The 25,108-nt window shown below is 48.9% G+C and carries 25 protein-coding genes; 11 read left to right on the top strand and 14 right to left on the bottom strand.

Annotated elements, in window-relative coordinates; translation table 11 throughout:
* Positions 1–2 precede the first annotated feature (2 nt).
* The 6 genes from JIG40_RS06260 to ttcA all read left to right on the top strand — a co-directional run bounded on the left by JIG40_RS06260 (position 3) and on the right by ttcA (position 6,205).
* On the top strand, positions 3–2,375 hold the full coding sequence (locus JIG40_RS06260; protein WP_158151021.1) for a heavy metal translocating P-type ATPase: 2,373 nt from the start codon (positions 3–5) through the stop codon (positions 2,373–2,375).
* Positions 2,376–2,549, top strand: coding sequence for a cbb3-type cytochrome oxidase assembly protein CcoS (ccoS, locus tag JIG40_RS06265; RefSeq protein ID WP_020331072.1), 174 nt, complete (start codon positions 2,376–2,378; stop codon positions 2,547–2,549). It begins immediately after the preceding gene.
* The gene (locus JIG40_RS06270; protein ID WP_020331071.1) at positions 2,546–3,220 is read left to right on the top strand and encodes a sulfite exporter TauE/SafE family protein; all 675 of its coding nucleotides are present in this window, start codon (positions 2,546–2,548) and stop codon (positions 3,218–3,220) included. The genes ccoS and JIG40_RS06270 overlap by 4 nt, the downstream gene beginning before the upstream one ends.
* Positions 3,221–3,310: 90 nt before the next feature.
* Positions 3,311–4,063, top strand: coding sequence for an FNR family transcription factor (locus tag JIG40_RS06275; protein ID WP_020331070.1), 753 nt, complete (start codon positions 3,311–3,313; stop codon positions 4,061–4,063).
* 130 nt (positions 4,064–4,193) lie between these two features.
* Positions 4,194–5,141: a universal stress protein UspE gene (gene uspE / locus JIG40_RS06280; protein ID WP_020331069.1), complete on the top strand. Its 948-nt coding sequence runs from the start codon at positions 4,194–4,196 to the stop codon at positions 5,139–5,141.
* Between the two features lie 131 nt (positions 5,142–5,272).
* Positions 5,273–6,205: a tRNA 2-thiocytidine(32) synthetase TtcA gene (ttcA, locus tag JIG40_RS06285; RefSeq protein WP_020331068.1), complete on the top strand. Its 933-nt coding sequence runs from the start codon at positions 5,273–5,275 to the stop codon at positions 6,203–6,205.
* Between the two features lie 51 nt (positions 6,206–6,256).
* On the opposite strand, the gene JIG40_RS06290 is transcribed toward ttcA, so the two are convergent.
* Genes JIG40_RS06290 through JIG40_RS06300 form a run of 3 tightly spaced genes read right to left on the bottom strand, consistent with a single transcriptional unit; the run spans position 6,257 to position 8,506 of the window.
* Entirely contained in the window at positions 6,257–6,919 is a 663-nt protein-coding gene (locus tag JIG40_RS06290; RefSeq protein WP_158142900.1) for a DUF2987 domain-containing protein, read from the bottom strand.
* A gap of 2 nt (positions 6,920–6,921) precedes the next feature.
* Positions 6,922–7,710 carry a glucosaminidase domain-containing protein gene (locus JIG40_RS06295; protein WP_199464990.1) on the bottom strand — a complete coding sequence of 263 codons (789 nt, stop codon included), beginning with the start codon at positions 7,708–7,710 and terminating at the stop codon, positions 6,922–6,924.
* Positions 7,703–8,506 carry a hypothetical protein gene (locus JIG40_RS06300; RefSeq protein ID WP_158151014.1) on the bottom strand — a complete coding sequence of 268 codons (804 nt, stop codon included), beginning with the start codon at positions 8,504–8,506 and terminating at the stop codon, positions 7,703–7,705. The genes JIG40_RS06295 and JIG40_RS06300 overlap by 8 nt, the downstream gene beginning before the upstream one ends.
* Before the next feature lie 326 nt (positions 8,507–8,832).
* Between JIG40_RS06300 and potA the strand changes: the two genes are divergently transcribed.
* The 5 genes from potA (at position 8,833) to JIG40_RS06325 (ending at position 13,876) form a co-directional block, all read left to right on the top strand.
* Complete coding sequence (gene potA / locus JIG40_RS06305; protein ID WP_020331064.1) at positions 8,833–9,969, top strand: spermidine/putrescine ABC transporter ATP-binding protein PotA; 1,137 nt, start codon at positions 8,833–8,835, stop codon at positions 9,967–9,969.
* Positions 9,953–10,810 (top strand): spermidine/putrescine ABC transporter permease PotB, encoded by an 858-nt coding sequence (potB, locus tag JIG40_RS06310; protein ID WP_024374473.1) that lies wholly within the window; start codon positions 9,953–9,955, stop codon positions 10,808–10,810. Before potA ends, potB begins: the two co-directional genes overlap by 17 nt.
* Positions 10,810–11,580, top strand: coding sequence for a spermidine/putrescine ABC transporter permease PotC (gene potC / locus JIG40_RS06315; RefSeq protein ID WP_020331062.1), 771 nt, complete (start codon positions 10,810–10,812; stop codon positions 11,578–11,580). Before potB ends, potC begins: the two co-directional genes overlap by 1 nt.
* A 99-nt stretch (positions 11,581–11,679) precedes the next feature.
* On the top strand, positions 11,680–12,711 hold the full coding sequence (locus tag JIG40_RS06320) for an extracellular solute-binding protein (RefSeq protein WP_024374474.1): 1,032 nt from the start codon (positions 11,680–11,682) through the stop codon (positions 12,709–12,711).
* Positions 12,712–12,835: 124 nt separating this feature from the next.
* Positions 12,836–13,876, top strand: coding sequence for an extracellular solute-binding protein (locus JIG40_RS06325; protein ID WP_020432330.1), 1,041 nt, complete (start codon positions 12,836–12,838; stop codon positions 13,874–13,876).
* A 41-nt stretch (positions 13,877–13,917) separates the two neighbouring features.
* Here the strand turns inward: JIG40_RS06325 and cobB are convergent, their stop codons facing one another.
* From cobB to JIG40_RS06380, 11 genes are all read right to left on the bottom strand, one after another.
* Complete coding sequence (gene cobB, locus JIG40_RS06330; protein ID WP_024374475.1) at positions 13,918–14,655, bottom strand: Sir2 family NAD+-dependent deacetylase; 738 nt, start codon at positions 14,653–14,655, stop codon at positions 13,918–13,920.
* Between the two features lie 169 nt (positions 14,656–14,824).
* Positions 14,825–16,045, bottom strand: coding sequence for an ammonium transporter (locus JIG40_RS06335; protein ID WP_020431034.1), 1,221 nt, complete (start codon positions 16,043–16,045; stop codon positions 14,825–14,827).
* Positions 16,046–16,359: 314 nt separating this feature from the next.
* Positions 16,360–16,782, bottom strand: coding sequence for a hypothetical protein (locus tag JIG40_RS06340; RefSeq protein ID WP_020331057.1), 423 nt, complete (start codon positions 16,780–16,782; stop codon positions 16,360–16,362).
* Complete coding sequence (locus JIG40_RS06345) at positions 16,769–17,833, bottom strand: formate dehydrogenase subunit gamma (RefSeq protein ID WP_044363109.1); 1,065 nt, start codon at positions 17,831–17,833, stop codon at positions 16,769–16,771. The genes JIG40_RS06340 and JIG40_RS06345 overlap by 14 nt, the downstream gene beginning before the upstream one ends.
* Positions 17,834–17,839: 6 nt before the next feature.
* Positions 17,840–18,448 (bottom strand): formate dehydrogenase FDH3 subunit beta, encoded by a 609-nt coding sequence (gene fdh3B, locus JIG40_RS06350; protein WP_004725926.1) that lies wholly within the window; start codon positions 18,446–18,448, stop codon positions 17,840–17,842.
* Between the two features lie 11 nt (positions 18,449–18,459).
* Positions 18,460–21,315: a formate dehydrogenase subunit alpha gene (locus tag JIG40_RS06355; protein WP_199464991.1), complete on the bottom strand. Its 2,856-nt coding sequence runs from the start codon at positions 21,313–21,315 to the stop codon at positions 18,460–18,462.
* Positions 21,316–21,325: 10 nt separating this feature from the next.
* Positions 21,326–21,523 carry a twin-arginine translocation signal domain-containing protein gene (locus JIG40_RS06360; RefSeq protein WP_024374478.1) on the bottom strand — a complete coding sequence of 66 codons (198 nt, stop codon included), beginning with the start codon at positions 21,521–21,523 and terminating at the stop codon, positions 21,326–21,328.
* Positions 21,524–21,598: 75 nt separating this feature from the next.
* Positions 21,599–22,243, bottom strand: coding sequence for a molecular chaperone (locus JIG40_RS06365; protein WP_199464992.1), 645 nt, complete (start codon positions 22,241–22,243; stop codon positions 21,599–21,601).
* Positions 22,244–22,253: 10 nt separating this feature from the next.
* The gene (locus JIG40_RS06370; protein ID WP_199464993.1) at positions 22,254–23,915 is read right to left on the bottom strand and encodes a 4Fe-4S binding protein; all 1,662 of its coding nucleotides are present in this window, start codon (positions 23,913–23,915) and stop codon (positions 22,254–22,256) included.
* A 198-nt stretch (positions 23,916–24,113) separates the two neighbouring features.
* On the bottom strand, positions 24,114–24,641 hold the full coding sequence (locus JIG40_RS06375) for a DUF3306 domain-containing protein (protein WP_199464994.1): 528 nt from the start codon (positions 24,639–24,641) through the stop codon (positions 24,114–24,116).
* Positions 24,631–25,092, bottom strand: coding sequence for a DUF3305 domain-containing protein (locus tag JIG40_RS06380; RefSeq protein WP_199464995.1), 462 nt, complete (start codon positions 25,090–25,092; stop codon positions 24,631–24,633). The genes JIG40_RS06375 and JIG40_RS06380 overlap by 11 nt, the downstream gene beginning before the upstream one ends.
* Positions 25,093–25,108 lie beyond the last annotated feature (16 nt).

Genomic DNA, 25,108 nt, shown 5'->3' on the forward strand with positions numbered 1-25,108 from the left:
TCATGAGTAAAGCGTGTTATCACTGCGGTGAAGATGTCCCAGCCAACACGGATTTCAAGGTAGAGATTCTCGGTGAAGAGCGGGAGATGTGTTGCCCGGGATGTGAGACGGTGGCGCAAACCATCGTCGATAACGGTCTAGTGTCCTATTATCAGTTCCGCACAGCACCAGCCGAAAAAGTGGAATTGGTACCAGAACAGCTTAAGTCACTGATTCATTATGATAATTCCGATGTGCAGGCCGAGTTTGTCCGAAATAACGGTGATTGTGGTGAAGTGACATTGTCACTTGATGGGGTCTCTTGCGCGGCTTGTGCTTGGCTCATTGAAAAGCAACTGGCGAATGAACCGGGTGTGTTGTCGATTCGTGTTAATACCACAACTAACCGGGCGTTGCTGAGTTGGGACAAATCCAAAGCAAAATTGAGTGAGATTCTCAGTCAAATCCATAAACTGGGCTACAAGGCCGCTCCGTTTGAAGCGGATCAGCATGAAGCGTTTTATCACCAGACGATGAAGCAGTACCTCTATCGCCTGGGGATCGCGGGGCTTGCCACCATGCAAGTTATGATGCTGGCGGTGGCACTGTACCTTGAAGCGTTTGGTGATTTGGATGCTGAGTTTAAAAACTACTTTCGCTGGGTTAGCCTGATTTTCGCGACTCCTGTACTGCTCTACTCTGCGCTACCATTTTATTTTAACGCGTGGCGCAGTATCAAAGGTCGAACACTTGGCATGGATGTCCCCGTGTCGATTGCGTTGATTTTTGCTTATGTGGCCAGTCTTGTCGCAACCGTGACGCAAAAAGGCGAAGTCTTTTTTGAGTCAATCTCCATGTTCACATTCTTTCTGTTAGTCGGACGCTTTCTTGAGATGCGCGCACGCCGCAAAGCGGCGGCGGCGAGTGGTAACCTGCTCAAATTGATTCCTGCGATTGCCACCACGTTGGATGGGCAACAGGTGCCGGTGAAAACGCTGCAACTGGGCGATCAAATTCGAGTTTTGCCGGGTGAACACATTCCCGCTGACGGCAAAATCATACGGGGCCGAGTCCATGTGGATGAATCTATGCTCACCGGTGAGTCACTGCCGGTCGTGAAAAATAAAGGCGATGCGGTCTTTGCCGGAACGCTGAATGGCGAGGAAGCATTCGAGCTTGAAGTCACAGCCTCTAAGGCGGATTCGGTCATCTCCAATATTGTGCGTCTGCAGGATGATGCACAGTCTTCCAAACCGCGTATTGCTGAAATTGCGGATGTTGTGGCGCGTTACTTCGTCGCCGTGATTTTGATCATTGCCGCTGGGACATGGTTCTATTGGCATCAAGCAAAGCCGGATGACGCGTTCTGGATAATGTTGTCTGTATTGGTGGCCACTTGCCCTTGTGCCTTGTCTCTGGCAACGCCTACCGCGCTTACTTGTGCTACCTCTCGCATGGGCGGTTTTGGTATTTTGCTCCGCAAGAGCCACGTTTTCGAAACTCTATGCAGAGTGAATCATTTGGTGATCGATAAGACGGGCACCCTGACGCACGGCAATATCGAAATCTGTCGGGTTGCGCTTCACTCTTCTTGGACAGAAGAGCAATGTCTGGCGCTGGCCGCATCACTGGAACAACACGCGAACCATCCCATTGCCAAGGCATTCAGAATGTACGCTGACGCTGCGTTTGTTGTTGAACAAGTACAGAACGTGATCGGCTCTGGCGTTGTGGGTCAATATGGCACGCATGATGTGAAAATCGGTAGCGCGGAATTTGTTTTAAGTAACGCCAGCCAAGGTGAAGTGAATGCCATTTATCTCGCGATTGGTGGTGAACACGTTGCGACGTTTTTTTACCAAGATCCAGTGCGCAAAGAAGCGAAGACATTCATCGACAAGTTTCATGATGCCGGTATCCGAATCACTTTGTTGACCGGTGATTCCGAAGCAAACGCGCAAACCGTCGCGCGTCAGATGGGGATTGATCATGTTATCGCTCAGGCCAAACCGGAAGATAAACTGGCGTATCTGAATAAGATCAATGCACAAGATATCACGATGATGGTTGGTGATGGGATTAACGATGCCCCTACACTTGCTGGGGCGCATATTTCAGTTGCGATGGGTGGTGGGACCGATGTTGCGAAAGCGTCAGCAGACATGGTTTTGCTCGGCGATAAACTGGATAAACTGCTGGAGGCTCGCGCATTAGCACTCAAAACCCGCCGTATTATTCGTGAAAATCTGGCCTGGTCGTTGGGATACAACGTGCTGATTTTGCCACTTGCAGTGGCTGGCTTAGTTGCGCCATATGTGGCAGTGGTGGGTATGTCTGCCAGCTCAATTATAGTAGTATCCAACTCTCTTCGTTTGTTGAAAGAGCAAGGTAAGTAAATGGAAAGCCTCTATATTCTGATCCCTATCGCTATTGTGCTTGTCTGCGTTGCCGTCGCTATTTTTCTGTGGGCAGTGAAAAGCGAACAGTTTGAGGATCTTGAACGTCAGGGGCACAACATTCTGTTTGAAGATGACGAGCAAGTTGAAAAATCGACCAAGGACAAACAATGACCCCCGATTTTATCGGAGCGTTTGTGATTGGTTTGCTGGGCGCTGGACACTGCATGGGTATGTGCGGCGGTCTTGGCGCTCTCCTCACTCTAAACCATCAATCTAACCCTTCTGCGCCGCTGTTCTTTTACAATTTTGGCCGGATTGGCAGCTACATGCTGTTTGGCGCGATTGTTGGCGGTTTAACTGCTTCTCTTTCAGCTGTGGCTGATATCAATCATTTCTTGGTCTGGTTACGACTGTTGGCTGCTGTGTTGATGATTGGTCTTGGACTTTACGTTGGCCGGTGGTGGTTTGGTGTGCTTAAACTCGAGGCTTTGGGCCAACGACTATGGAAACACATTTCGCCCGCAGGGAAAGCGCTTCTGCCGCTAAAGAAAAGCTGGTATGCCCTACCGTTTGGTTTTATCTGGGGCTGGTTGCCATGTGGATTGGTGTATTCAATTTTGACTTGGGCCGCGGTTTCGGGTGGTTTTTTGCAAGGCGCTCTTGTTATGGGCGCGTTTGGTTTAGGAACATTGCCTGCGATGCTTTTGGTTGGTTTTGGCGCAACAAAAATAAAAGAGTTGCAACAATCGAAAATATTTCGTCATATAGCGGCAATGTTTATTATCGTTTATGGCGTATATACCGGTGTCGGAGCCATAAATATGCTGATTACCTTAGTTTAGGTAGTTGATTTTTTGCACAATTATTTTCGCTATCCTTTGGGGTTAAGGGATGCTAAAATATTGATGTATATCAAATAGTGAAAGGTTGTTATGATTTCTGAAAAGCCTGCTGCAAAACGCATTCAATCCGGTGGTTGTGCAATTCATTGTCAAGACTGCAGTATTAGTCAGCTTTGCATCCCGTTTACTCTGAATGAATCGGAGTTGGATCAGCTTGATCAGATTATCGAGCGTAAAAAACCGATTCAAAAAGGTCAGGAACTGTTTAAAGCTGGTGATGATCTGCGTTCTCTGTACGCAATCCGTTCTGGCACAATCAAAAGCTACACCATTACTGAACAAGGTGATGAGCAGATCACTGCTTTCCATCTGGCTGGCGACTTAGTTGGCTTTGATGCGATTACTGGTGATTCTCACCCGAGTTTCGCTCAGGCGCTGGAAACGTCGATGGTGTGTGAAATTCCTTACGAAATTCTGGACGACCTGTCAGGTAAAATGCCTAAACTGCGTCAGCAAATCATGCGTTTGATGAGTAACGAAATCAAAGGCGATCAAGAAATGATTCTGTTGCTGTCGAAGAAGAATGCGGAAGAACGTCTGGCGGCGTTCCTGTACAACCTTTCTACACGTTTCTCTCAACGTGGTTTCAGCCCGCGAGAGTTCCGTCTGACAATGACACGCGGTGACATCGGTAACTATCTGGGGCTCACCGTAGAAACGATCAGTCGCCTACTGGGTCGTTTCCAGAAGTCTGAAATTCTGAGTGTTAAGGGTAAATACATTACTATCCTTGATCATGACTCACTGATGGAACTGGCTGGCGTTTCACAAGAAAGCAAGTAACTTCAATGAAGTAGCTCATTAATGAGCTACTTCATACTTCTCTGATTTTCCTCTCTAAATAGCTAAAACTCTTCCATTAACTGCGCTAAAGTAAATCTAAGAAACCTCCTCCACTAACAAGGAGTTTGTTATGAGCATTTATAGCAAAATCTTAGTTGTTGCTGACATCAACCATGATGAACAACCTGCCCTAGCCCGTGCGATGCAGCTGGCGGCAAAGAGCAAATCAACCAGTCGCATTACCTTCTTTTTGTCTATCTATGATTTTTCTTACGATATGACGTCGATGCTTTCAGTTGATGAACGCGACGCGATGCGCAGAGGTGTGATTCATCAACGTGAGCAGTGGATGAAAAAGGTTGCTGAACCATACGTTGATGAATCGGTGATGTTTGATGTCAAAGTTGTATGGCATAACCGCCCCTACGAAGCGATCATCGGCGAAGTATTTGCGGGTGAGCATGACATCCTAATTAAAGGTACTCGCAAGCACGATGTCCTGGAGTCAGTGATTTTTACTCCGACTGACTGGCATCTTCTGCGTAAATGTCCGACACCTGTGTTATTGGTTAAGAATGCCACCTGGCCCGAGGACGCCAACATCATCGCTTCGGTACACGTTGGCTCGGAAGTAGAAACACACCTGCAGCTCAATGACATCATGGTGGATCAACTGTTGAGTCTGACGTCTCGTCTGGGAGCGACACCCTATTTGGTGAATGCCTACCCTGTGACGCCAGCGAATATCACCATAGAATTGCCCGAATTCGACCCAACGACTTACACCGATGCGGTACGTGGTCATCATCTAACATCGATGAAAGCGCTGCGCCAAAAACATGGTATTGATGAAGCGCAGACGATCGTTCAACAAGGTTTGCCTGAGGATGTTATCCCAGAAGCCGCCGAAAAATTGAGTGCAGCCATGGTGATTCTCGGTACGACAGGCCGTACTGGTTTGTCAGCGGTGTTTATCGGCAATACCGCTGAGCATGTGATTGATAAGATTAATTGTGATGTACTTGCGCTGAAACCGCCTGGCTACATTAGCCCTCTTGATCCAAAAACGGCGGTATAGCGCCATCGGTTACCATCATCAATCCTCGGCTGTTCAGCTGGGGATTTTTTCTTTTCTAGCACTAGCATCTGTTCAATTTATCCGTATCATACGCACTTCATTTTGTTTTGAAGAATAAAGACTGCAGGCTGATGACAGAGCAAACTCAAGAGTTGACCAAAGCTCAACACTACAATTTCAATAAATTGCAAAAGCGCATTCGTCGCAATACTGGTCAGGCTATTGCTGACTTCAACATGATTGAAGACGGCGATCGCATCATGGTGTGTCTGTCCGGCGGTAAAGACAGTTTTACCATGCTGGACATTCTGATGAGCTTGCAGAAAAGCGCGCCTATCTCATTTTCTCTAATTGCGGTAAACCTTGACCAGAAGCAGCCTGGTTTCCCTGAACACATTCTGCCTGAGTACTTAAAGAGCCTCGGTGTTGAATACAAGATCGTGGAAGAAGATACATACTCTATCGTTCAGGATAAGATTCCAGAAGGCAAAACAACATGTTCACTTTGCTCTCGTCTGCGTCGTGGCATTCTGTACCGCACCGCAAAAGAGCTGGGTGCGACCAAGATTGCTTTAGGACACCATCGTGATGACATCATCGAAACGCTGTTCCTGAACATGTTCTACGGCGGCAAGATGAAAGGTATGCCACCTAAACTGGTTTCTGATAACGGAGAGCACGTAGTGATTCGTCCCCTGGCCTACTGCCGTGAGAAAGACATCATTAAGTACTCGGATCTGCGCGGTTACCCTATCATTCCGTGTAACCTGTGTGGCTCTCAGCCAAACATGCAGCGTCAGAACATTAAGCAAATGTTGAATGCTTGGGATAAGCAATTCCCAGGACGTATCGAGACAATGTTCCGTGCGATGCAGAACGTGGTACCCAGCCACCTAGCGGACTTCGAACTGTTTGATTTTAAATCCATCAACCGTGATTCCGGTGTAATTAACGGCGGCGATATTGGCTTCGATAAAGAAGAGATGCCGGTGCAACAGCTTGAAGACGAAGATATGGTGATGGAATTTGATCCAAGCCTGAAGCTTGATGTCACGAATATCTGATAGAAAAACAAAAGGCTGCATTCGCAGCCTTTTTTGTGCTTGTTTTGTTGCTTACTTCTTGGCTTTCGGTAGATATGGCAGCACGCGTGTGGTTGCCTGTGGCAATGACATCCAACCGTCTGGCCCGATTTGCGAAAGCTCAACCTGAGCCTTTCCGTTGATCACTGGAATGGTTGAACCGTTGCTAAGCTCGATGGGTGAATTCACATCGTGAGCAAATTCCAGTGTTACGCCAGTGACGGCTGGTGTAAACCAACTGGCAAACATACCGCCCAGATCCTCCAGCATGCTTTGCATCTGCGGTAGAAGTTTCTCAACTTGAGCGTAACTCACCTTGCCTTCCAGTGGTTGTTTGGTCAAAACAACCATCGAAAAGTCACAACGTCTGTCGTTTGGTGTGTCTACAAACACCAAAGGATTGGCCTGACGAAGATTGTTGTCGAGCGGCACCACTAACTCGTTGCCAGAGGACGGTGTGAGCTCCTCATAATGCTCCTCTTTTTCCATCCAGGCCTTTTCAATGCGGCATAACTGTTTGCTGTCTGCGTCAACAAAGAAGAAGCCGACTTTGACGTCCTCGTGGTTTTCCTTCACGTTGTTTTTCATTTGTGAGTACAGTTTTGAATAGGTAAACATGTACTCTTGCGCCCACGTTGGCGCAGAGATGCCCGCGCAACATGCGGCGAGCATTAAGGTTGAAAATGGTTTTTTCATGCTTAGTTGAGCCAGTATTTTTCGTTATGACGAATCATGGTCTGTAAATCCGACACGTAATCTTCGCCACGTTCTGAATATTTCATCAGGCCGTTGGTCAGAGCGACCGCCGTTTCAACGCTGAGTAGATCGCTTTGTTCTTTACGCAAATCGTAACGAATTTTGCGCAAATCGTAGTATGCGGCGTTGCGGTTTACATTCATAAAGTAACGATGGATAGATTCCTGCACGGATTTAAACTTCGCCACTTCGTGTGTCATACCTTCTGCGCGGGCCAAAGGCACCAAACCGCAGCCCTGAGTGTAACACCACTGGCCAAAGTAATTGTTGGCTTCACGAGCAAAGCGTGACGTACCCCAAGCGGATTCGTTCGCCGCCTGAGTTAATACCAATGCTTCAGGTAACACATCAACACGATGTTGCATCACGCTCAGCCACTTGGACGTGACTTTACTTTCTGTTAATTCGACTTTGTAGAGCTTAGCCAGACGTTTCGCGTCTTCGAGATCCTTTTCAGAGGTTCTCCCCTGATCAAAGTGTTCCTGAATGCGTTTTAGCGTTTTGCGCTCTTTCATCACTCGTTCGTTCTCGAGTGCAATTCCGGGCTTAAGGTAAGAGAAAAAGGCGTGCTTTTTCTCAGAGACATCGGCAATCGCCGAAAAATCAGGGGCTTCGGATATGGCCTTACCTTTAAGCTCGACAGAAACCGTTTCTGTATTGTGTTGTTTTACATAGTAAACGCTGCAGCTGGCTATGACAGCAACGGCAGACAGAGCGAGATATTTACGCATCAAACACCTGCGGATCTTGGTTGTGGTTATTGTCATCATCAGACGGTGGCGCAGCGACGATCTTCAAACGGATACCGAACATGTTACGGTAGATAATGCCTTTCACGTGGAAGAAAAACGGAAGGACAAAAATCAGGCCAATGCCATAAAACAATGCTGCGGCGACAAACAGCATCATCATCACCATATAGATGATGGCAAGTTGCAGAAGTTTCTTGTTCACTGCTCGCAGTGACAGCAACAGTGATTGCAGCGGAGAAACGTGCTTTTCACAGATCAATAAAACGGAGTTGCTGAACGCCAACGAGAAGTACATGGACAACAGAGGAAACAGCATGCCACCAATCCCCTGCAGCACTAAACCGCACAACGTTGCGATGATAACCGGAACGGTAAATTGCAGCCCCTTGCTGATATGACGGGTTTTCGTCGTCAGGCCAGCAGCGTGGCTCATCGCCATCAGGCTGACACCCGCATAAATCGGTGCACTGACGACTTCATAGCTGAAGTTGGCAATAAAAATAGCCTGAACCAGCCCTTCCGGGAAAGCGCCATCCTGATTAATTGCAGTGATGATGACGGAAGGATCACCCAGTTGCAGTTTCAATGCGATGAAGAAAATCGCCAGCTGTACAATAATCAGCATGACAATAGCCGGAGAAAAAGAAAGAAAATGCTTGATGGTCGAGTCCCAGGCTTCTTTAAAAACCTCGCCTATTTTCAGTTGATACTGGCCCGACAGCGCTTGCTCAACCGTCCCACCTAAATTGAAATCTCTTTCCATATCGTTGTTCATAATGTGCCCTAATTTGGCTTGTCAAAAACGCGATCTAAATATGACAGATAAAAATATTCGGTCATTATACTGAAATGCTACCGAGTCTAAAATCTGCGTGCCAAACTCATCTTGCTTTCTGAAAAGTATGGTTGATAATTAACCACTTGAAACCATTGAGAGTTAGGCGAAGCGCCTATGGTAAGTAATCTTTCCTTTTAGGTGCAAAATTTTTTCTGTTTCAGAATAAGAAAAAACTTTGAATTCGTACTTTTGATGATTATGATTCGCGCCTTACTTGGTGTATTGCAACAGGTCTAATCAGTAGAGTTACTCTACGGACCAAGGTGGGAGAAAAACAGACGTTGAACGAACAAAATTCAGTAGGAAAGCCAGTTATTCGTCTTTCTGGCATTAGCAAAAGTTTTGATGGTAAGGAAATCATCAGTCGCTTAGATCTTGATGTAAACCACGGTGAATTCTTAACCATATTAGGTCCCTCTGGTTGTGGTAAAACAACCGTACTGAGAATGATTGCTGGTTTTGAGACGGCAGATGAAGGTCAGATTCTGCTGGATAGTCAAGATGTAACTTCAGTTCCTGCTGAACAAAGACACGTCAACACTGTCTTCCAAAGCTATGCGCTATTCCCACATATGACGGTGTTCGAAAACGTTGCGTTTGGTCTGCGTATGCAGAAAGTACCTACCGAAGAAATTGAACCTCGTGTTCTGGAAGCTCTGAAGATGGTGCGCCTGGAACAGATGGCCCAGCGTAAACCTCACCAGCTTTCTGGTGGTCAGCAACAACGTATCGCGATTGCGCGTGCTGTGGTCAACAAACCTAAAGTACTGCTACTGGATGAGTCTCTGTCTGCTCTGGATTACAAACTGCGTAAGCAGATGCAAATCGAGCTGAAACAGCTGCAACGCCAACTAGGCATTACCTTTATCTTCGTAACACACGATCAGGAAGAAGCCCTGTCGATGTCTGATCGCATCATTGTTATGCGCGACGGTGTGATCGAGCAAGATGGCTCTCCGCGTGAAATTTACGAAGATCCTAAAAACCTGTTTGTGGCTCGCTTTATCGGCGAAATCAACGTGTTCAACGCCGTCGCTCAAGAGCGTCTGGATGAGAAGCGCGTACGTGTCGATATTGATGGTGTAGACGCGATTGTTTACTACGACAACGCTGTTAACGCCGGTGAAAAGCTGCAAGTCCTCCTTCGTCCTGAAGACTTACGCATTGAAGAAATCAAAGAGTCTGAAACCAACGGTATCGTGGGTCACGTGACCGACCGTACTTACAAAGGTATGACTCTGGAATCGATTATCGAGCTGGAAGATTCTGGTATGCGCGTATTGGTCAGCGAATTCTTTAACGAAGATGATCCGGATGTGGATCACTCTATCGGCCAGAAAGTCGCTATCACTTGGGTTGAAAGCTGGGAGGTAGTCCTCAATGATGAGCAAAAAGCTTAGTCTTCAGAACGCGATTATTACCCTTATCGTCGGTTGGTTGGTGCTGTTCGTACTGCTTCCTAACCTGATGATTATCGGTACCAGTTTTCTGACTCGTGACGAAGCGAATCTGATTGATTTGACGTTCACGTTTGAAAACTACGCTCGCTTGCTGGATCCGCTGTACGCCAAAGTGATGATGCACTCGTTCTACATGGCCATTGTCGCGACGATTCTGTGTCTGATCATCGGTTACCCGTTTGCGTATATCGTGGCGAAAATGCCGGTGAAATGGCGCCCTATCATGCTGTTTCTGGTGATTGTGCCGTTCTGGACTAACTCTCTGATCCGTACTTACGGTTTGAAGATTGTTCTGGGTACGCAAGGCATTCTTAACCAAGCTCTGATGGGCATGGGTCTGATCGATTCACCGCTGCGACTGATGTACACCGAAACGGCGGTTATGATCGGTCTGGTGTACATTCTGCTGCCGTTTATGATTCTGCCCCTCTACTCGGCAATCGAGAAGCTCGATGGCACTTACATCGAAGCCGCTCGTGACCTGGGCGCAAATAAGCTGCAAACGCTGACGAAAGTGATTCTGCCTCTGACGATGCCTGGCATCATCGGCGGTTGCCTGTTGGTTCTGCTTCCTGCTCTGGGGATGTTCTATATCGCTGACCTTCTGGGCGGTGCGAAGAACCTGCTGATTGGTAACGTGATTAAGAGCCAGGTCCTCAACGCTCGTGATTGGCCGTTTGGCGCAGCAACCAGTATTGCACTGACGATTGCGATGGCAATCATGCTGTATGCGTACTACCGAGCAGGTAAATTATTGAACAAGAAAGTGGAGCTGGACTAATGGGAAAAGCAGTTAGATTTAGCTTTATGAGCTTGGTGTACTTGTTTTTGTACCTACCAATCATCGTGCTGATTGCCAACTCGTTCAACGACAACAAATTCGGCATTAAATGGGGTGGTTTCACGACCAAGTGGTATCACGCTCTGGTGGCAAACGACAGCCTGATGCAAGCGGCTTGGCACTCACTGAACGTTGCGGTCTTTTCGGCGACAGCAGCGACAATTATCGGCAGCCTGACAGCAGTTGCCCTGTTCCGTTACCAATTCAAAGGTAAGAACATGGTCAACGGCATGCTGTTTGTTGTGATGATGTCCCCAGATATTGTGATGGCAATTTCTCTGCTTGCGCTATTCTTAGTGTTGGGCGCAAAACTGGGCTTCTTTACCCTGCTGATTGCGCACATTACATTCTGTTTGCCATTCGTCGTTGTGTCGGTATACAGCCGCCTGAATGGTTTTGACGTGAAAATGTTAGAAGCTGCAAAAGACTTAGGCGCCAGTGAGTGGGTGATCTTGAAGAAAATCATTCTGCCATTGGCGAAACCGGCCGTCGCTGCGGGTTGGCTATTGAGTTTCACCTTGTCTCTGGATGACGTGATTATCAGCTCTTTTGTCACCGGCCCGACGTATGAAATCCTGCCGTTGAAGATTTATTCCATGGTTAAAGTGGGTATTTCACCTGAAGTCAACGCACTTGCTACAGTAATGTTAGTGGTTTCGTTAATACTTGTTATCACTTCACAGTTGTTAGCAAGGGAAAAAGTGAAGTAGAATCCACTTTCTAAAAAGGCACGAAACAGAATGACTTACGTCATTCTGTTTTTCTATCTAACGCCCCGTTGGGCAACGTTTGGTTTGGAGCTAACGTCAATGAAAAAATGGGCTACTCTATTAGCTGGTAGTGCATGTGCGCTTTCCCTGTTCTCTGGTACAGCAGCAGCGGAAGATAAAGAGCTGGTATTCATGAACTGGGGACCGTACATCAACAGCGGCATTCTGGAACAGTTTACGAAAGAAACAGGCATCAAAGTCATCTACTCGACTTACGAGTCGAATGAGACACTGTATGCCAAGCTAAAAACGCATAACGAAGGTTACGATCTGGTTGTTCCTTCAACCTACTTCGTCTCTAAGATGCGTGATGAAGGTATGCTTCAGAAAATTGATAAGTCTAAACTATCAAACTTCAAAAACTTGGATCCAAACTATCTGAACAAACCTTATGATCCAAACAACGACTACTCTATTCCTCACGTTGTGGCGATTACTGGTCTGGCGGTAAACACAGACATGTATGATCCAAACGATTTCCAAAGCTGGGGCGACCTGTGGAAACCGGAACTGGCTGGTCAACTGATGCTGATGGATGACACTCGCGAAGTGTTCCACATTGCGCTGCGCAAGCTGGGCTACTCAGGTAACACCACTGACGACAAACAGATCGACGAAGCATACGCCGAGCTACAAAAACTGATGCCAAACGTATTGGTATTCAACTCAGATAACCCAGCAGCACCTTACCTGTCAGGTGAAGTTGGTCTGGGTATGCTGTGGAACGGTTCTGCGGCAGCGGCCCAGAAAGAAGGTCTGCCACTGAAACTTGTTTTCCCTAAAGAAGGCGGTATCGGTTGGGTTGATAACTTTGCTATCGCATCAGGCGCGAAAAACATTGAAGCGGCACATAAGATGATCGACTTCCTGCTACGTCCTGAAATCGCAGAGCAAATCTCACGTGACACAGGCTACCTGACGGGTGTTAAAGCATCGAACGACAAGTTCAAAGATGTGGCACCACTGTTCCCATCTCAGGAAGATCTTGATCGCGTAGAATGGCAAGCAGCTGTTGGCGACAAAACAGTGAAATATGAAGACTACTTCATGAAGCTGAAAGCGGGTCAATAACTCCCTTAAAATGAATGAAATAGGCGGCATTAGCTGCCTATTTTTTTTTGAGCTGTTATACTCGTCCCCTTCTATAAACTCGCTCTTGCCTGATTAGGCTCTTGCACTAAATCATGGAAAAGTAATGAAAAGTAAACTGTATGCTGGCGCATTATGTGCTGCGACTCTATTCACTACCAATGCAATGGCTGAGGACCAAGAACTCTATTTCTACAACTGGTCTGAATATATTCCTAATGAAGTTTTGGAAGACTTCACTAAGGAAACCGGAATCAAAGTCATCTACTCCACCTACGAATCCAACGAGAGCATGTACGCGAAGTTGAAGACTCAAGGCTCGGGGTACGATCTGGTTGTACCGTCAACCTACTTCGTTTCAAAAATGCGCAAAGAAGGTATGTTGCGCGAAATCGACAAGTCAAAGCTGAGTCACTTTGCGGATCTGGATCCTAACTATTTAAATAAGCCTTTCGATCCGGATAACAAATACTCAATCCCTTATATCTGGGGTGCTACGGGTATCGGTATCAATACTGACATGCTCGACAAATCATCAGTGAAAAACTGGGGCGACCTGTGGGATGCCAAATGGGAAGGTCAATTGATGATGATGGATGACGCTCGTGAAGTGTTCCACATCGCACTGACTAAGCTGGGTTACTCCCCTAACACCACAGATCCGAAAGAGATTGAAGCTGCTTATCATGAGCTGAAGAAGCTGATGCCAAACGTGCTGGTGTTCAACTCAGATTTCCCTGCAAACCCATATCTGGCCGGTGAAGTGTCTCTGGGTATGCTGTGGAATGGTTCGGCTTACATGGCTCGTGAAGAAGGCGCGCCAATTGAAATCATCTGGCCTGAAAAAGGCACCATCTTCTGGATGGACAGCCTGGCGATTCCTGCTGGTGCTAAGAACGTTGAAGCTGCGCATAAGATGATCGACTTCCTGCTGCGTCCTGAGAATGCGGCGAAAATTGCACTGGAGATTGGTTATCCGACTCCGGTTAAAACCGCTTATAAGCTGCTGCCAGCTGAGTTTGCCAACGATCCTAACGTCTTCCCTCCCCAGTCGGTGATGGACAGTGGCGTTTGGCAAGACGAAGTGGGTGAAGCGGCGGCGCTTTACGAGGAATACTTCCAGAAACTCAAAGTGAACAACAACTAAAAAAGCGGCCATTGGCCGCTTTTTTCTTATTCAGCTCAAGCTTACGCGTGCTTGAACGACGGCTTTTGCAACGCCAGTATCTCTTCCACTAACTGCGGAACCTCGACACTCGCTTTACCGTAGCGCTTCTCGGCAAACTCGCTCTCAACCGCACTGGGTTCGAGGTTGATTTCAATCGTATGCGCGCCATGCATTTTGGCATCGTGCACAAAACCTGCCGCCGGATAGACGACCCCGGAGGTGCCGATTGAAATAAACAGGTCGGCTTCTTCCAGCGCAGCATAGATATCGCCCATACGCAGCGGCATCTCACCAAACCAGACAATGTGCGGGCGCAGCTGAGAGGGAATCTGACAGCAATGACACAGTTCCCCTGTCAGCAGATCCTCTTTGTGCTCAATAACCTGATTAGAGACGCTACAACGCGCTTTAAGCAGTTCTCCATGCATATGGATAACGTTGTGGCTTCCGCCCCGCTCATGCAGGTTATCGATGTTCTGAGTAATGATGGTGACGTTGCCGTCGAGTTCTTGTTCCAGCTTACCGAGTGCGATGTGCGCAGCATTTGGTCGAATGCTCTCGGATTGCAGTTTACGACGACGCTGATTGTAGAAGTCTTGCACCAGATCCGGGTCTCTTTCAAACCCTTCCGGAGTGGCGACATCTTCGATTCGGTGATTTTCCCAAAGTCCGTCCTGGGCACGGAAAGTCTGAATACCGGATTCTGCTGAGATGCCCGCGCCAGTCAGGATGACAACATTGCGATACGGAAAATTCATACAACATCCTTTTGTTTTGCTTTTCGGCTAGCTTAGCACCGATGCCCGGACATCCCTAGTTTTGGGGGTTAGACCATAGTATAAATTTAAACAGTGAAACTAACTTCTGTGACCTCAAAAACAAAAGAGCAGGCACATGGCCCGCTCTTTCATTGCAGAATGTGGCCGATTACTCTTCGTTAACCGATGAAATTTTATGAATGGCCAAATCTGCGCCGTTGAATTCGTCTTCTTCGGACAGGCGTAAACCAGACACTTTATCCAGTGTGCCGTAAACGATAAATGCACCGACGACTGCAACTGCAATCCCCATTAGCGTGCCTATTACCTGAACGGTGAAGCTGACGCCTCCCAGACCACCCAAAGCCGATTGGCCGAAGATGCCAGCGGCGATGCCGCCCCAGGCTCCGCACACGCCGTGTAGTGGCCATACACCCAATACGTCATCAATTTTGGTTTTATTTTGTAGCTGAGTAAACAGCCAGACAAACAATGCGCCAGCGACAACGCCAGTGACCAATGCGCCCAGTGGATGCATCAGATCGGAGCCAGCACACACAGCGACTAAACCAGCAAGCGGACCGTTGTGGATAAAGCCCGGGTCGTTTTTACCCACGACCAGTGCGGCCAGAATACCACCAACCATCGCCATCAATGAGTTCATTGCCACCAAGCCACTGATACCATTCAGTGTTTGCGCAGACATGACGTTAAAGCCGAACCAACCCACACACAGGATCCAAGCGCCTAACGCCAGAAACGGAATGTTGGACGGCGCAAAGTTGGTGTGTTTGCCCGCACGAATACGGCCTTTACGCATGCCGAGAAAGATAACCGCGATCAGCGCAATCCAGCCGCCAACGCCATGAACCACCACAGAGCCGGCAAAATCATGGAAACCCATACCAAATGTGGTTTCAAACCAGGCTTGAATACCAAAGTTACCGTTCCAGATGATGCCTTCGAAGAATGGGTAGACCAAACCAACGGTAAAAAATGTGGCCATCAGGATTGGGTAAAAACGGGCGCGCTCAGCAATGCCGCCCGATACGATGGCGGGAATGGCTGCGGCAAACGTCAGCAAAAAGAAGAATTTAACCAGCTCGTAGCCGTTGCCTTGCGACAACGTCGCGGCATCAGAAAAGAAGTTGGCGCCATAAGCTATCCAGTAACCAATAAAGAAGTACGCGATGGTAGAGACGCCGAAGTCGGCGAGAATTTTAACCAACGCGTTGACTTGGTTCTTCTTTCGTACGGTTCCCACTTCCAGAAATGCAAATCCCGCGTGCATCAAAAACACCATAATGGCGCCAAGCAGCAAAAATAAGGTATCTGAACTTTGGGTCAGGGTTTGAACGGCACCTTGTACCTGACTTACGGTTTCACTCATTCTCGTTATACTCCATTGCAAAGTGGTGCACTAATCCTGTGCCACTTGTTTAAAAATTCACCAAATTGGTGAGGAAGTTATAATTTTTCTCTCATGGAGCAAGATGTGTTCCAATTATTAATAAGAGTATGAACAAGAAACTATTTTTATTTAACTTAATGATAAATATGGTTTTATCTGAGATTGGTAATCGAGAATGATTCGTTATTGAGTCAAGTGATGGCGCTTTGTTGCACTAGTATGGATCAAAAGCACAATATTGATGCGCACAGAGATGTGGCAAAAAAACACCCGGTATTAAACCGGGTGCGTAATCAGAGGTTGGGACCTTTGGATGGTTTGTGAGGAATGTCGTTTTTTAACTGACTCATCCCCTGCACCATTCGTCCTATCCAGATTGCGATGGCAAACAGTGCGATGAACGCACCGATATACGGAATAGCATAACCCACGGTACTTAACCATGAATGAGCATACCAGTACCGGTTCACCCCGATGATCAACCCATTTGAGGTCGCGACCGTGACGAGCAACACCACGAAAAACGTCAGAAACAGAAAGAAGCTGCGAATCAGTCCGTAATAGTGAGAATTCGCCACCTCCCCATCTTCGTTCTTGTCCAGACGATAGCCTGCGTAAATAATCCCGATAACTCCGGACAGCAAACAGGTGAACGGGGTCAGCAGGCTCGCAATATACACAAACCACAACGCACTATTTTGACTAGCGGGTTTCATGCTTTGGCTCTCCTGTAGCGACTTTCGGTGCCTTGGTTTCTGCGGTTTCAGCCGCTTCAATCTGGCCTTGCTGTTTCATCTCTTCGTACCAAAGATCGTGATGCTCTTTGGCCCAGGTTTCATCAACTTTACCCGTCACCATGCCTTCCAGCGCGCCTTCCATACCGAACAAACCGATGTAGATGTGGAAGATAAAGCCACAGATCAGGATCAACGCTGACACCATGTGCGTCAGATTCGACAGCTCCATATCTCGGCGAGTCTGGCCAAAAATTGGGAAATCGAGCACCAAACCGCTGAAAGCGGCAAAGGTTCCAAAGAAGATCAGAAGCCAGTAGATGGCCTTTTCACCGCCATTGGAGAATCCGGCCGAAGGATGACTGCCTTTATGTTTGCCCGCCATGCCGCCCAGCTTCATAAACCACTGGAGATCCACTTTATTGAACAGCGATTTACGCCACCACTTGAGCAGAATAAACAGCAGCAGAACGAAGAAAATCGGGCCCATATAGTTGTGATACTGCTTGGCGGCATACACGATAAAGCCCCACAGTTCTGTCGGTACATACGGCTTAAGGAAATGTTTGCCATAAACCAGCATCAAACCACTAAACGCCAGGGTCAAAAAGGTAAACGCCATGCTCCAGTGCAGCGCACGATCAAGGCGCGACCAGCGTTTGAGCTTGCGGCCGGTTCGCGGCTTGCTCAGCATTAAGGGGCCAAGCAGCACGTACGCCAGAATCACCATGGCAATGCTGCCAAAAATGGCGACTGCACCGGCTGGAGACATCCATTTCTCTTTCAGGATGAACCAGGTTTCACCGGGTTTACTGATCAAAACACCGTGTTCAGGAGATTGAGAAGTCGTATACCCCTCTTCTCCTTGGCGAACCTGACGCCAGTAATCAGCCCCGGCCAGTTGGGTTATTTCTCTTTGCACCACGTCCGGTTTGCTTTTCTCTTCGGCAAACGAAGGTTGAACAGCAAAGCACATCAGTGCTGCCAATAGCGGCAGCACATAACGAGTGGCGCGCATCAATCTATGTCGCATCACCACTTAGCTCCTTGTTGCGTCGTAAGAGAGATCTTCACCGTCTGTCCAACCTGCACCTTTCGCACCGCGCTCCACGACGCGTTGACGGAAGATGTCAGACACTTTTTCGGCATCACCTGCCATCAGTGCTTTGGTTGAGCACAGAGAGGCACACATGGGCAACTTGCCTTCAGCAATACGGTTGGCGCCATATTTCTTACGCTCTTCCTCAGAACCGGGCTCAGTTTCGGGACCGCCGGCGCAGAAGGTACATTTGTCCATCTTGCCGCGTTCACCGAATGCCGATTGTTTCGGAAACTGTGGCGCGCCAAACGGACACGCAAACAGGCAGTAACCACAACCGATACACAGATCTTTGTTGTGCAGCACGATCCCGTCTTCGGTATGCACAAAGCAGTCCGCCGGACACACCGCCATACATGGCGCATCCGTACAGTGCATGCACGCTACGGAAATCGAGTTTTCGCCCGGCTCGCCATCGTTCAGGGTGACAACGCGGCGGCGCTGAATGCCCCACTCTAATGCATCGTCGTTTTCGTTCTTACATGCGGTGACACAACCGTTACACTCGATACAGCGTTTGGTGTCACATAGGAATTTCATTCTGGCCATAATTGCGCTCCTTACGCCTTACGAATGTTACACAGGGTGACTTTGGTTTCCTGCATTTGAGTGGTTGGATCGTAACCGTAGGTGGTCGCAATGTTCGCTGAGTCACCGACAACGTAAGGTTGAGTGCCCTCTGGGTATTTGCTGCTTAAATCTTCGCCCTGATAAATACCGCCGAAGTGGAATGGAATGAACGCCATGCCCGGTTTCACGCGGCGTGTGACCATGGCTTTCACATGGATGCGGCCTTTTTCTGCGCCTTCCACCCACACGTACTCGCCATCTTTAAAGCCGAGATCGTTGGCATCTTTCGGGTTCACTTCGACAAACATCTCTTGTTGAAGCTCGGCCAGCCAAGGGTTTGAACGAGTTTCTTCACCGCCACCTTCGTATTCCACTAAACGGCCGGACGTCAGAATGATGGGGTACTCTTTCGAGACGTCTTTATCCTGAATCGATTTGTACAGGGTTGGTAAACGATAAATCGACTCGGCATCGTCCCACGTTGGGTAATCGGCAATCAGGTCGCGACGCGGCGTATAGAGCGGTTCGCGGTGCAGAGGCACGCGGTCAGGGAAAGTCCAGACAATCGCACGGGCTTTGGCGTTACCAAACGGAATACAGCCGTGTTTGATCGCCACACGTTGAATACCGCCGGAAAGGTCGGTTTTCCAGTTCTTACCTTCGGCTTCCGCTTTCTCTTCTGGTGTCAGATCGTCCCACCATCCCAGATGCTTCAGCATCTTATCGCTGAATTCCGGATAGCCGTCTTCAATCTCACTGCCTTTCGAGAAACTGTCTTCCGCCAGCAGGCTCTTACCTTCGAATTCCACCCCGTAGCGCGCACGGAAAGTACCACCGCCATCGGCAACGGTTTTGGACGTGTCGTACAGAATGTGTGTGCCCGGGTGTTTCATTTCTGGCGTGCCCCAACATGGCCAAGGTAAGCCGTAAGTTTCACCGTGCACTGGTCCGCCTTCTGCTGCCAACGTGGTTTTATGGAATGTGTGCCAGTTTTGTTGGTGCGCTTTGAGACGCTCAGGGCTCTGACCGGTATAACCGACAGTCCACATGCCGCGGTTGAATTCGCGAGTGACGTCTTCAATTACCGGTTGATTGTTCTCAACCTGAATGTGTTTGAATACTTGATCGGCGATACCGAGTTTTTTCGACATCAGGTACATGATTTCGTGGTCTGGCTTAGAGTCGAACAGCGGTTGAATGACCTGATCACGCCACTGAATCGAGCGGTTGGACGCCGTCACACTGCCGTAGGTTTCGAATTGTGTGGTAGCCGGCAGCAGATACACGCCGTCGGTACGATCGTTCATGACCGCAGCGACGGTGGGATACGGGTCCACGATGACCATCATATCCAGCTTTTCCATCGCCTTTTTCATTTCAACACCGCGGGTCTGCGAGTTCACCGCATGGCCCCAATAAAACATGGCGCGAATGTTGTCGCGTTGTTCGATGTTCTCTTTGTTTTCCAGCACGCCATCAATCCAGCGAGAAACCGGAATGCCCATATTGTTCATTGGTTTCTGACCGCGATATTCGTTTTGATCAAAACGATCTTTCAGCCAGGCAAAGTCAATATCCCAAACGCGGCACCAGTGTTTCCACGCACCATCTGCCAGTCCGTAGTAGCCAGGCAGCGTATGCGACAGCACGCCAAGGTCTGTTGCGCCCTGCACGTTATCGTGGCCACGGAAAATGTTTGCGCCGCCACCCGACTTACCCAGGTTACCCAGTGCCAATTCCAGCACACAGTACGCACGGGTGTTGTTGTTACCCGTGGTGTGCTGGGTTCCGCCCATACACCACACTACGCAACCCGGACGGTTCTCAGACAGAATTTTCGCGGTCTGGTAGACCTCTTCTTCTGAAATGCCCGTGACGCGCTCAACTTCTTTTGGGTTCCATTTCTCGACTTCAGCACGAATCTCATCCATGCCAAATACGCGCTGGCGGATGAACTCTTTGTCTTCCCATTTATTGTTGAAAACGTGCCACAGAATGCCCCAGATAAAGGCCACATCCGTACCCGGACGCAGAGCGACAAAATAGTCCGCTTTTGCTGCGGTGCGAGTGCGACGAGGATCCGCAACCACGATCTTACAACTGTTCTTCTCTTTCGCGATCAGGATGTGCTGCATCGCTACCGGGTGCGCTTCGGCGGGGTTGGAACCGATAAACAGAATCGACTTACAGTTGTGCATGTCGTTAAACGAGTTGGTCATTGCGCCATACCCCCAGGTGTTGGCAACACCTGCGACCGTGGTGGAGTGACAGATACGCGCCTGGTGGTCGACGTTGTTGGTGCCCCAAATCGACGCCATTTTGCGGAACAGATACGCTTGCTCGTTGCTGTGTTTGGCACTGCCCAGCCAGTAGACCGAATCCGGGCCGGACTCTTCACGAATCCGCATCACCTCGTCACCGATTTCATTGATGGCTTGATCCCAGGAGATCTTTTTCCATTTGCCACCTTCCAATTTCATCGGATATTTGAGGCGGCGTTCACCGTGGCCGTGTTCGCGCAGCGCAGCGCCTTTTGCACAGTGGCCGCCGGCATTAAACGGATGATCGAATGCAGGCTCCTGGCCGGTCCATACGCCATTTTGAACCTCGGCGTAAATCCCACAGCCCACAGAACAGTGTGAACAAATGGTACGTTTGACTTCGGTTTTTGCGCTGCGATCGACTTCATTCGCTTGCGCTTTCTTGATCATGCCTGGCGCAAATAGTGCAGCGCCAACCGCAGCACCGCCAGCGGCCAAAGAGGTATTTTTCATGAATGCACGGCGGCTGATGCCCAGCTGATTCTGTTCCTTGCTCGTGCTGTCTGAACGTTTGGTTAATCTCATCGCTGCGCTCCTATAGCGTTTCGTAGTAATCACGAATGTGCTGAGTTTCGTGATACCCTTTTTTCAGAGTGTTTTTAGTTTCGACAGGACTCTCGCTCGCGACAGCTTGCTGAGAAACACCAGCGACAACGGCACCTGCAACAGCAGCGGTTCCCAGACCTTTGAGCAGTTCACGTCTGCTTTCGTTAATCGGTTTTTCATTTTTCATCATTGCTTCCTTTTCCCGTTCCCGCTTTCCAATACGGAGTGGTCAACATGGATTGGTTCGTCTGCTTTGTTATATTCATTGTTGAGCTTTGTCGGTGAGGTTTTTCACCTCAATCCGGTGTGTATTTCGGCGGTTCGGCGGTGCTTGCGTCAGGGCGATATTCTCCAGTGAGAGAAAGGCCTGAAGCAGCTGAGCCACAGACAGATAAAACCGGGCGTGCTGAGCGTGTTGAATCTGATCCACCAGCTTTTCAAACCACGGTGAAATGTGGCGATTAAAGAACGCCTGTTGAGCGCTGCCGTCGCTCTCGCACAGATACGCCATGGTTTCACACAATGCCGCCATGTGATCTTCGGGTTCTTTCACCGACTCATCGCGCTCGAGCCCGAGTTCATTTAAATGGAAGCGGATTTCTGCCAGTGGCTTTTCCATCAGCGAACCGGTCAGGTGCCACGATGCAAAAGGTACAACCTCGCCACGGCCGATGCCGATAAACAGCTCTTGGTACTCCTGTTCCAGTTCATCACGCTCAACGGTTTGAGCCGCAGCACTCAGTGCGCGCCATGCATCTGCCATCGGTGTGCCATTGTTCTCGTTCTCTAACTGGCTGAGGAAGTCCACCAGCGAAGGCGACGGAGCATCGCGCAGCAGCGTAGCCAGCAACAGATAGATATCGGATCGCATCGATGCGGTAGTTTCATTCAACGAATCGTGTTCCATCTCGTGCTCCTCAGTAGCGCAGTTGTTTTTCTGGATCGCTCGCCATCGACTCAAACACATCGACAACACGGCAGTCCTCGCACATCGCAATGCGATCGAGTGACGCCTGATCAGAGAAATGTGAGTGACCGCGTAACTTATTTTGTAGCATGGTGATCATTGATTGCGGCGCAAAAGGTTTATGGCAACGCAGGCATTTTGCTGGTTCTTCCTGATGCAAAGTCACCACCGATTGGCGCTGAGCGGCGTTCCAATTGAGTTGTTGAACCGCCGTTAACGCTTTCTCTGGGCATGCTTTCACGCACAAACCGCATTGCACGCAGTCTTGTTCAATGAATTTGAGTGAGGGAGAATCGCCTTCGTGATGCAGTGCTCGGGTTGGACACACCGCGACACAGCTCATGCACAAGGTGCAATCGGCAGTCGAACACTCAATCGCACCATAAGGTGCAGTGGCCGCCAGTGGTTGCGCGCCAGGTTCTGTGCCACGCGCCGTCGCCAGCGCATCAAGCGCGACATATAAACGGTCGCGTTTTTTGCCTTCCAGCTCTCCCAAATTCAGGCCAAGTGGCTCATCGCACAGTGTCGGCGCCGCTTCGCGTAGTGATTCGAGATAGAGAATGTCGATGGTTTCTTTACGAATGCCGAGATGGGCCAGAAAACTCTGCGCCATACTCACTTCCTGATTGAGAATGCGCAGAATGGTTGGCGGCATGTGTCGACTGGCGGCAAACAGTACCTGAGTTGCGCCATTTCCCAGCGCAGCAAACCAGGTATCGATACCGACCGAAGGCAGCTCTTCGACCGTCACTGGAATGACGTTTTCAGGCAGTACTCGCAGCGCCATCAGGTTGTATTGTTCGTGACGCGAGCTACAGATCAGCACTATCGGCTTTTCGCCGCCAGCCTGATGATAGTTATTCAGCAAACGCTCAATGAATTTCTGCGTATCGGTCGGGTTTGGCAGCGCGTAGTGAATTGCTTCTGTCGGGCAGGAGGTCGCGCAGGTACCGATGCCCTGACACAGATAGGGGTTGATTTGAATGCGATGACCGATCTTTTCTGACCCTTCACTGGACAAAGCGCCTGCCGGACACGCATCGACACAACGTTCACAACCTTTTACGCCGCGCGATGAGTGCGCGCACAAATCGTTATCAAGACGGAAATATTTCGGTTTATCAAATGTCCCCATCAGTTCCGGTATTTCTTCCAGCGCATCGGAGAGTTTTGGAAAGCCGCGACCGACTGGGAAATAGCCCGGAACAGGCACTTCTTCGTTCATCACACCATTGAGCGACATATCCAGCACGATATCAAAGCAGTCGTGATCAATAGCCGCATTGGCGAGATTAATATTCAGGCCATGATTCTCAACGGTGACTTTAAACGCACCTAAAAAGCCGCTGATTTCAACGGTATCCGCGAAGTAAAGTTTGTCATGAGTGCCCTGCTCGCCATCAATCGACAGCAGAGTGACGGAGGCCATTTGGGATAATTGCAGCGCCGTGCGCTCGATAAGACTGGTAGGACCGAGAATCAAAGTATGCCCGCCGCTTTCATAGCTGACGGTTGGCGGAATCAAATTAGTCAGTTCGACGGTGTTCTCAATAGCAAACCACCGCGCACTTCCATTCGGTGAAGTCGCTTGTTGCAGAAATTGTTTTAACATTGCTCGTTTCCATTATCTGAGCGAATCTCGAGTGTTCGCTCTTTTTGATGAAAATAGCAATTAGTGTTCCAACCTGAATTAACCATGAAATACAGTTGGTTAGCGTAAATAGTCGCCACCAAGTTGGGACAAAAAAGAAAGGTGAGACAATTTGTCTCACCTTGTCGGTGTGTCGTTAGGTCAAAATGTACCTATTTTTCATGTGGTAATTTTTGTCTCAGGGATACCCGTATCGGAATCTGGGGTCTGGGTAAGTTCTGCCTCAGCGGTTTGTCCAGATTCACTTGGCGTTGAGTCGATGTGGATACTTTCACCTTCGTGTTTCTCGTCCGCGTCGGCAGTTTGCATATGATCATCGGCTTTGTTCATCCAATCTCGTAATCCCTGAGCCACTTCAGCGCTGAGCGATTTCACTGCGGTGTAGTCATGGTCGTAATCGTTGAGGCGATCGACTTCACTGAACTCGCCACTCAAAAACAGTTTACGCAGCGCCGCTTTTTTTACCTGCTGAGTCGCTTCAGAAGCGAGCAAGGCAGCAATCGAAGGCTCTTTGGTGTTTTGGGTAGTCTCTTCAGAGCTACCTGTATGAGCTTCTGTGAGTTCAACGTCTTCGGTATGCTCCGATTCGGTTTCGACGCTCGCAGTGGGCTCTTCAACTAACGCTGATTCCTCTTGAGGTTCCAGCTTACGCTTGGACCAACGAGATAAAAACGAATCACTGGCCACTGGCTCTCCCCGCGCCTTTGCGCTTTTTACGTTTTACTTCGAGTAATTCCCCATTGCGGCCGATAAAGGCTTCCATCCAGGCTTGCACTGGCAGAGGCATCTCATTAGACAGCACCAAATAGTCACCATCCATATACTGACCGGCCACACTCTGAGACGCTGTCAGGCGGATGATCTTTGGCTGGGTGTCCTCTTCCGGGTTTTCTAACACCAGAAACAGTTTGGGTTGCTGAGAGCTCAAGTTAAAGCGGTAGTCGGTGCGCTCATCGCGAAACAATTCCAACACGGCGGGAAATGGCGCATCCTTCGCTTGCAATTGAAATCCTTTCAGCTGCCATTGTGTGGTGACCCACATTCCCGTCGTGATTTCATGTGCCACCAGATCGCAGCCCATGGGCCAGATAGTTTCGGTTTTTTCCGTGTCTAATAAGGAAGTTTGTGTTTCTGACATGGGGATACCTAATTCG

The sequence above is a fragment of the Vibrio sp. bablab_jr001 genome, from assembly GCF_016464285.1.
GTDB classification, from domain to species: Bacteria; Pseudomonadota; Gammaproteobacteria; order Enterobacterales; family Vibrionaceae; genus Vibrio; species Vibrio fluvialis.

Coding starts and splice junctions, on each gene's coding strand:
- JIG40_RS06260 (WP_158151021.1), top strand. CDS start 3: ATGAGTAAAGCGTGTTATCACTGCGGTGAAGATGTCCCAGCCAACACG.
- ccoS (WP_020331072.1), top strand. CDS start 2,376: ATGGAAAGCCTCTATATTCTGATCCCTATCGCTATTGTGCTTGTCTGC.
- JIG40_RS06270 (WP_020331071.1), top strand. CDS start 2,546: ATGACCCCCGATTTTATCGGAGCGTTTGTGATTGGTTTGCTGGGCGCT.
- JIG40_RS06275 (WP_020331070.1), top strand. CDS start 3,311: ATGATTTCTGAAAAGCCTGCTGCAAAACGCATTCAATCCGGTGGTTGT.
- uspE (WP_020331069.1), top strand. CDS start 4,194: ATGAGCATTTATAGCAAAATCTTAGTTGTTGCTGACATCAACCATGAT.
- ttcA (WP_020331068.1), top strand. CDS start 5,273: ATGACAGAGCAAACTCAAGAGTTGACCAAAGCTCAACACTACAATTTC.
- JIG40_RS06290 (WP_158142900.1), bottom strand. CDS start 6,919: ATGAAAAAACCATTTTCAACCTTAATGCTCGCCGCATGTTGCGCGGGC.
- JIG40_RS06295 (WP_199464990.1), bottom strand. CDS start 7,710: ATGCGTAAATATCTCGCTCTGTCTGCCGTTGCTGTCATAGCCAGCTGC.
- JIG40_RS06300 (WP_158151014.1), bottom strand. CDS start 8,506: ATGAACAACGATATGGAAAGAGATTTCAATTTAGGTGGGACGGTTGAG.
- potB (WP_024374473.1), top strand. CDS start 9,953: ATGAGCAAAAAGCTTAGTCTTCAGAACGCGATTATTACCCTTATCGTC.
- potC (WP_020331062.1), top strand. CDS start 10,810: ATGGGAAAAGCAGTTAGATTTAGCTTTATGAGCTTGGTGTACTTGTTT.
- JIG40_RS06320 (WP_024374474.1), top strand. CDS start 11,680: ATGAAAAAATGGGCTACTCTATTAGCTGGTAGTGCATGTGCGCTTTCC.
- JIG40_RS06325 (WP_020432330.1), top strand. CDS start 12,836: ATGAAAAGTAAACTGTATGCTGGCGCATTATGTGCTGCGACTCTATTC.
- cobB (WP_024374475.1), bottom strand. CDS start 14,655: ATGAATTTTCCGTATCGCAATGTTGTCATCCTGACTGGCGCGGGCATC.
- JIG40_RS06335 (WP_020431034.1), bottom strand. CDS start 16,045: ATGAGTGAAACCGTAAGTCAGGTACAAGGTGCCGTTCAAACCCTGACC.
- JIG40_RS06340 (WP_020331057.1), bottom strand. CDS start 16,782: ATGAAACCCGCTAGTCAAAATAGTGCGTTGTGGTTTGTGTATATTGCG.
- JIG40_RS06345 (WP_044363109.1), bottom strand. CDS start 17,833: ATGCGACATAGATTGATGCGCGCCACTCGTTATGTGCTGCCGCTATTG.
- fdh3B (WP_004725926.1), bottom strand. CDS start 18,448: ATGGCCAGAATGAAATTCCTATGTGACACCAAACGCTGTATCGAGTGT.
- JIG40_RS06355 (WP_199464991.1), bottom strand. CDS start 21,315: ATGAGATTAACCAAACGTTCAGACAGCACGAGCAAGGAACAGAATCAG.
- JIG40_RS06360 (WP_024374478.1), bottom strand. CDS start 21,523: ATGAAAAATGAAAAACCGATTAACGAAAGCAGACGTGAACTGCTCAAA.
- JIG40_RS06365 (WP_199464992.1), bottom strand. CDS start 22,243: ATGGAACACGATTCGTTGAATGAAACTACCGCATCGATGCGATCCGAT.
- JIG40_RS06370 (WP_199464993.1), bottom strand. CDS start 23,915: ATGTTAAAACAATTTCTGCAACAAGCGACTTCACCGAATGGAAGTGCG.
- JIG40_RS06380 (WP_199464995.1), bottom strand. CDS start 25,092: ATGTCAGAAACACAAACTTCCTTATTAGACACGGAAAAAACCGAAACT.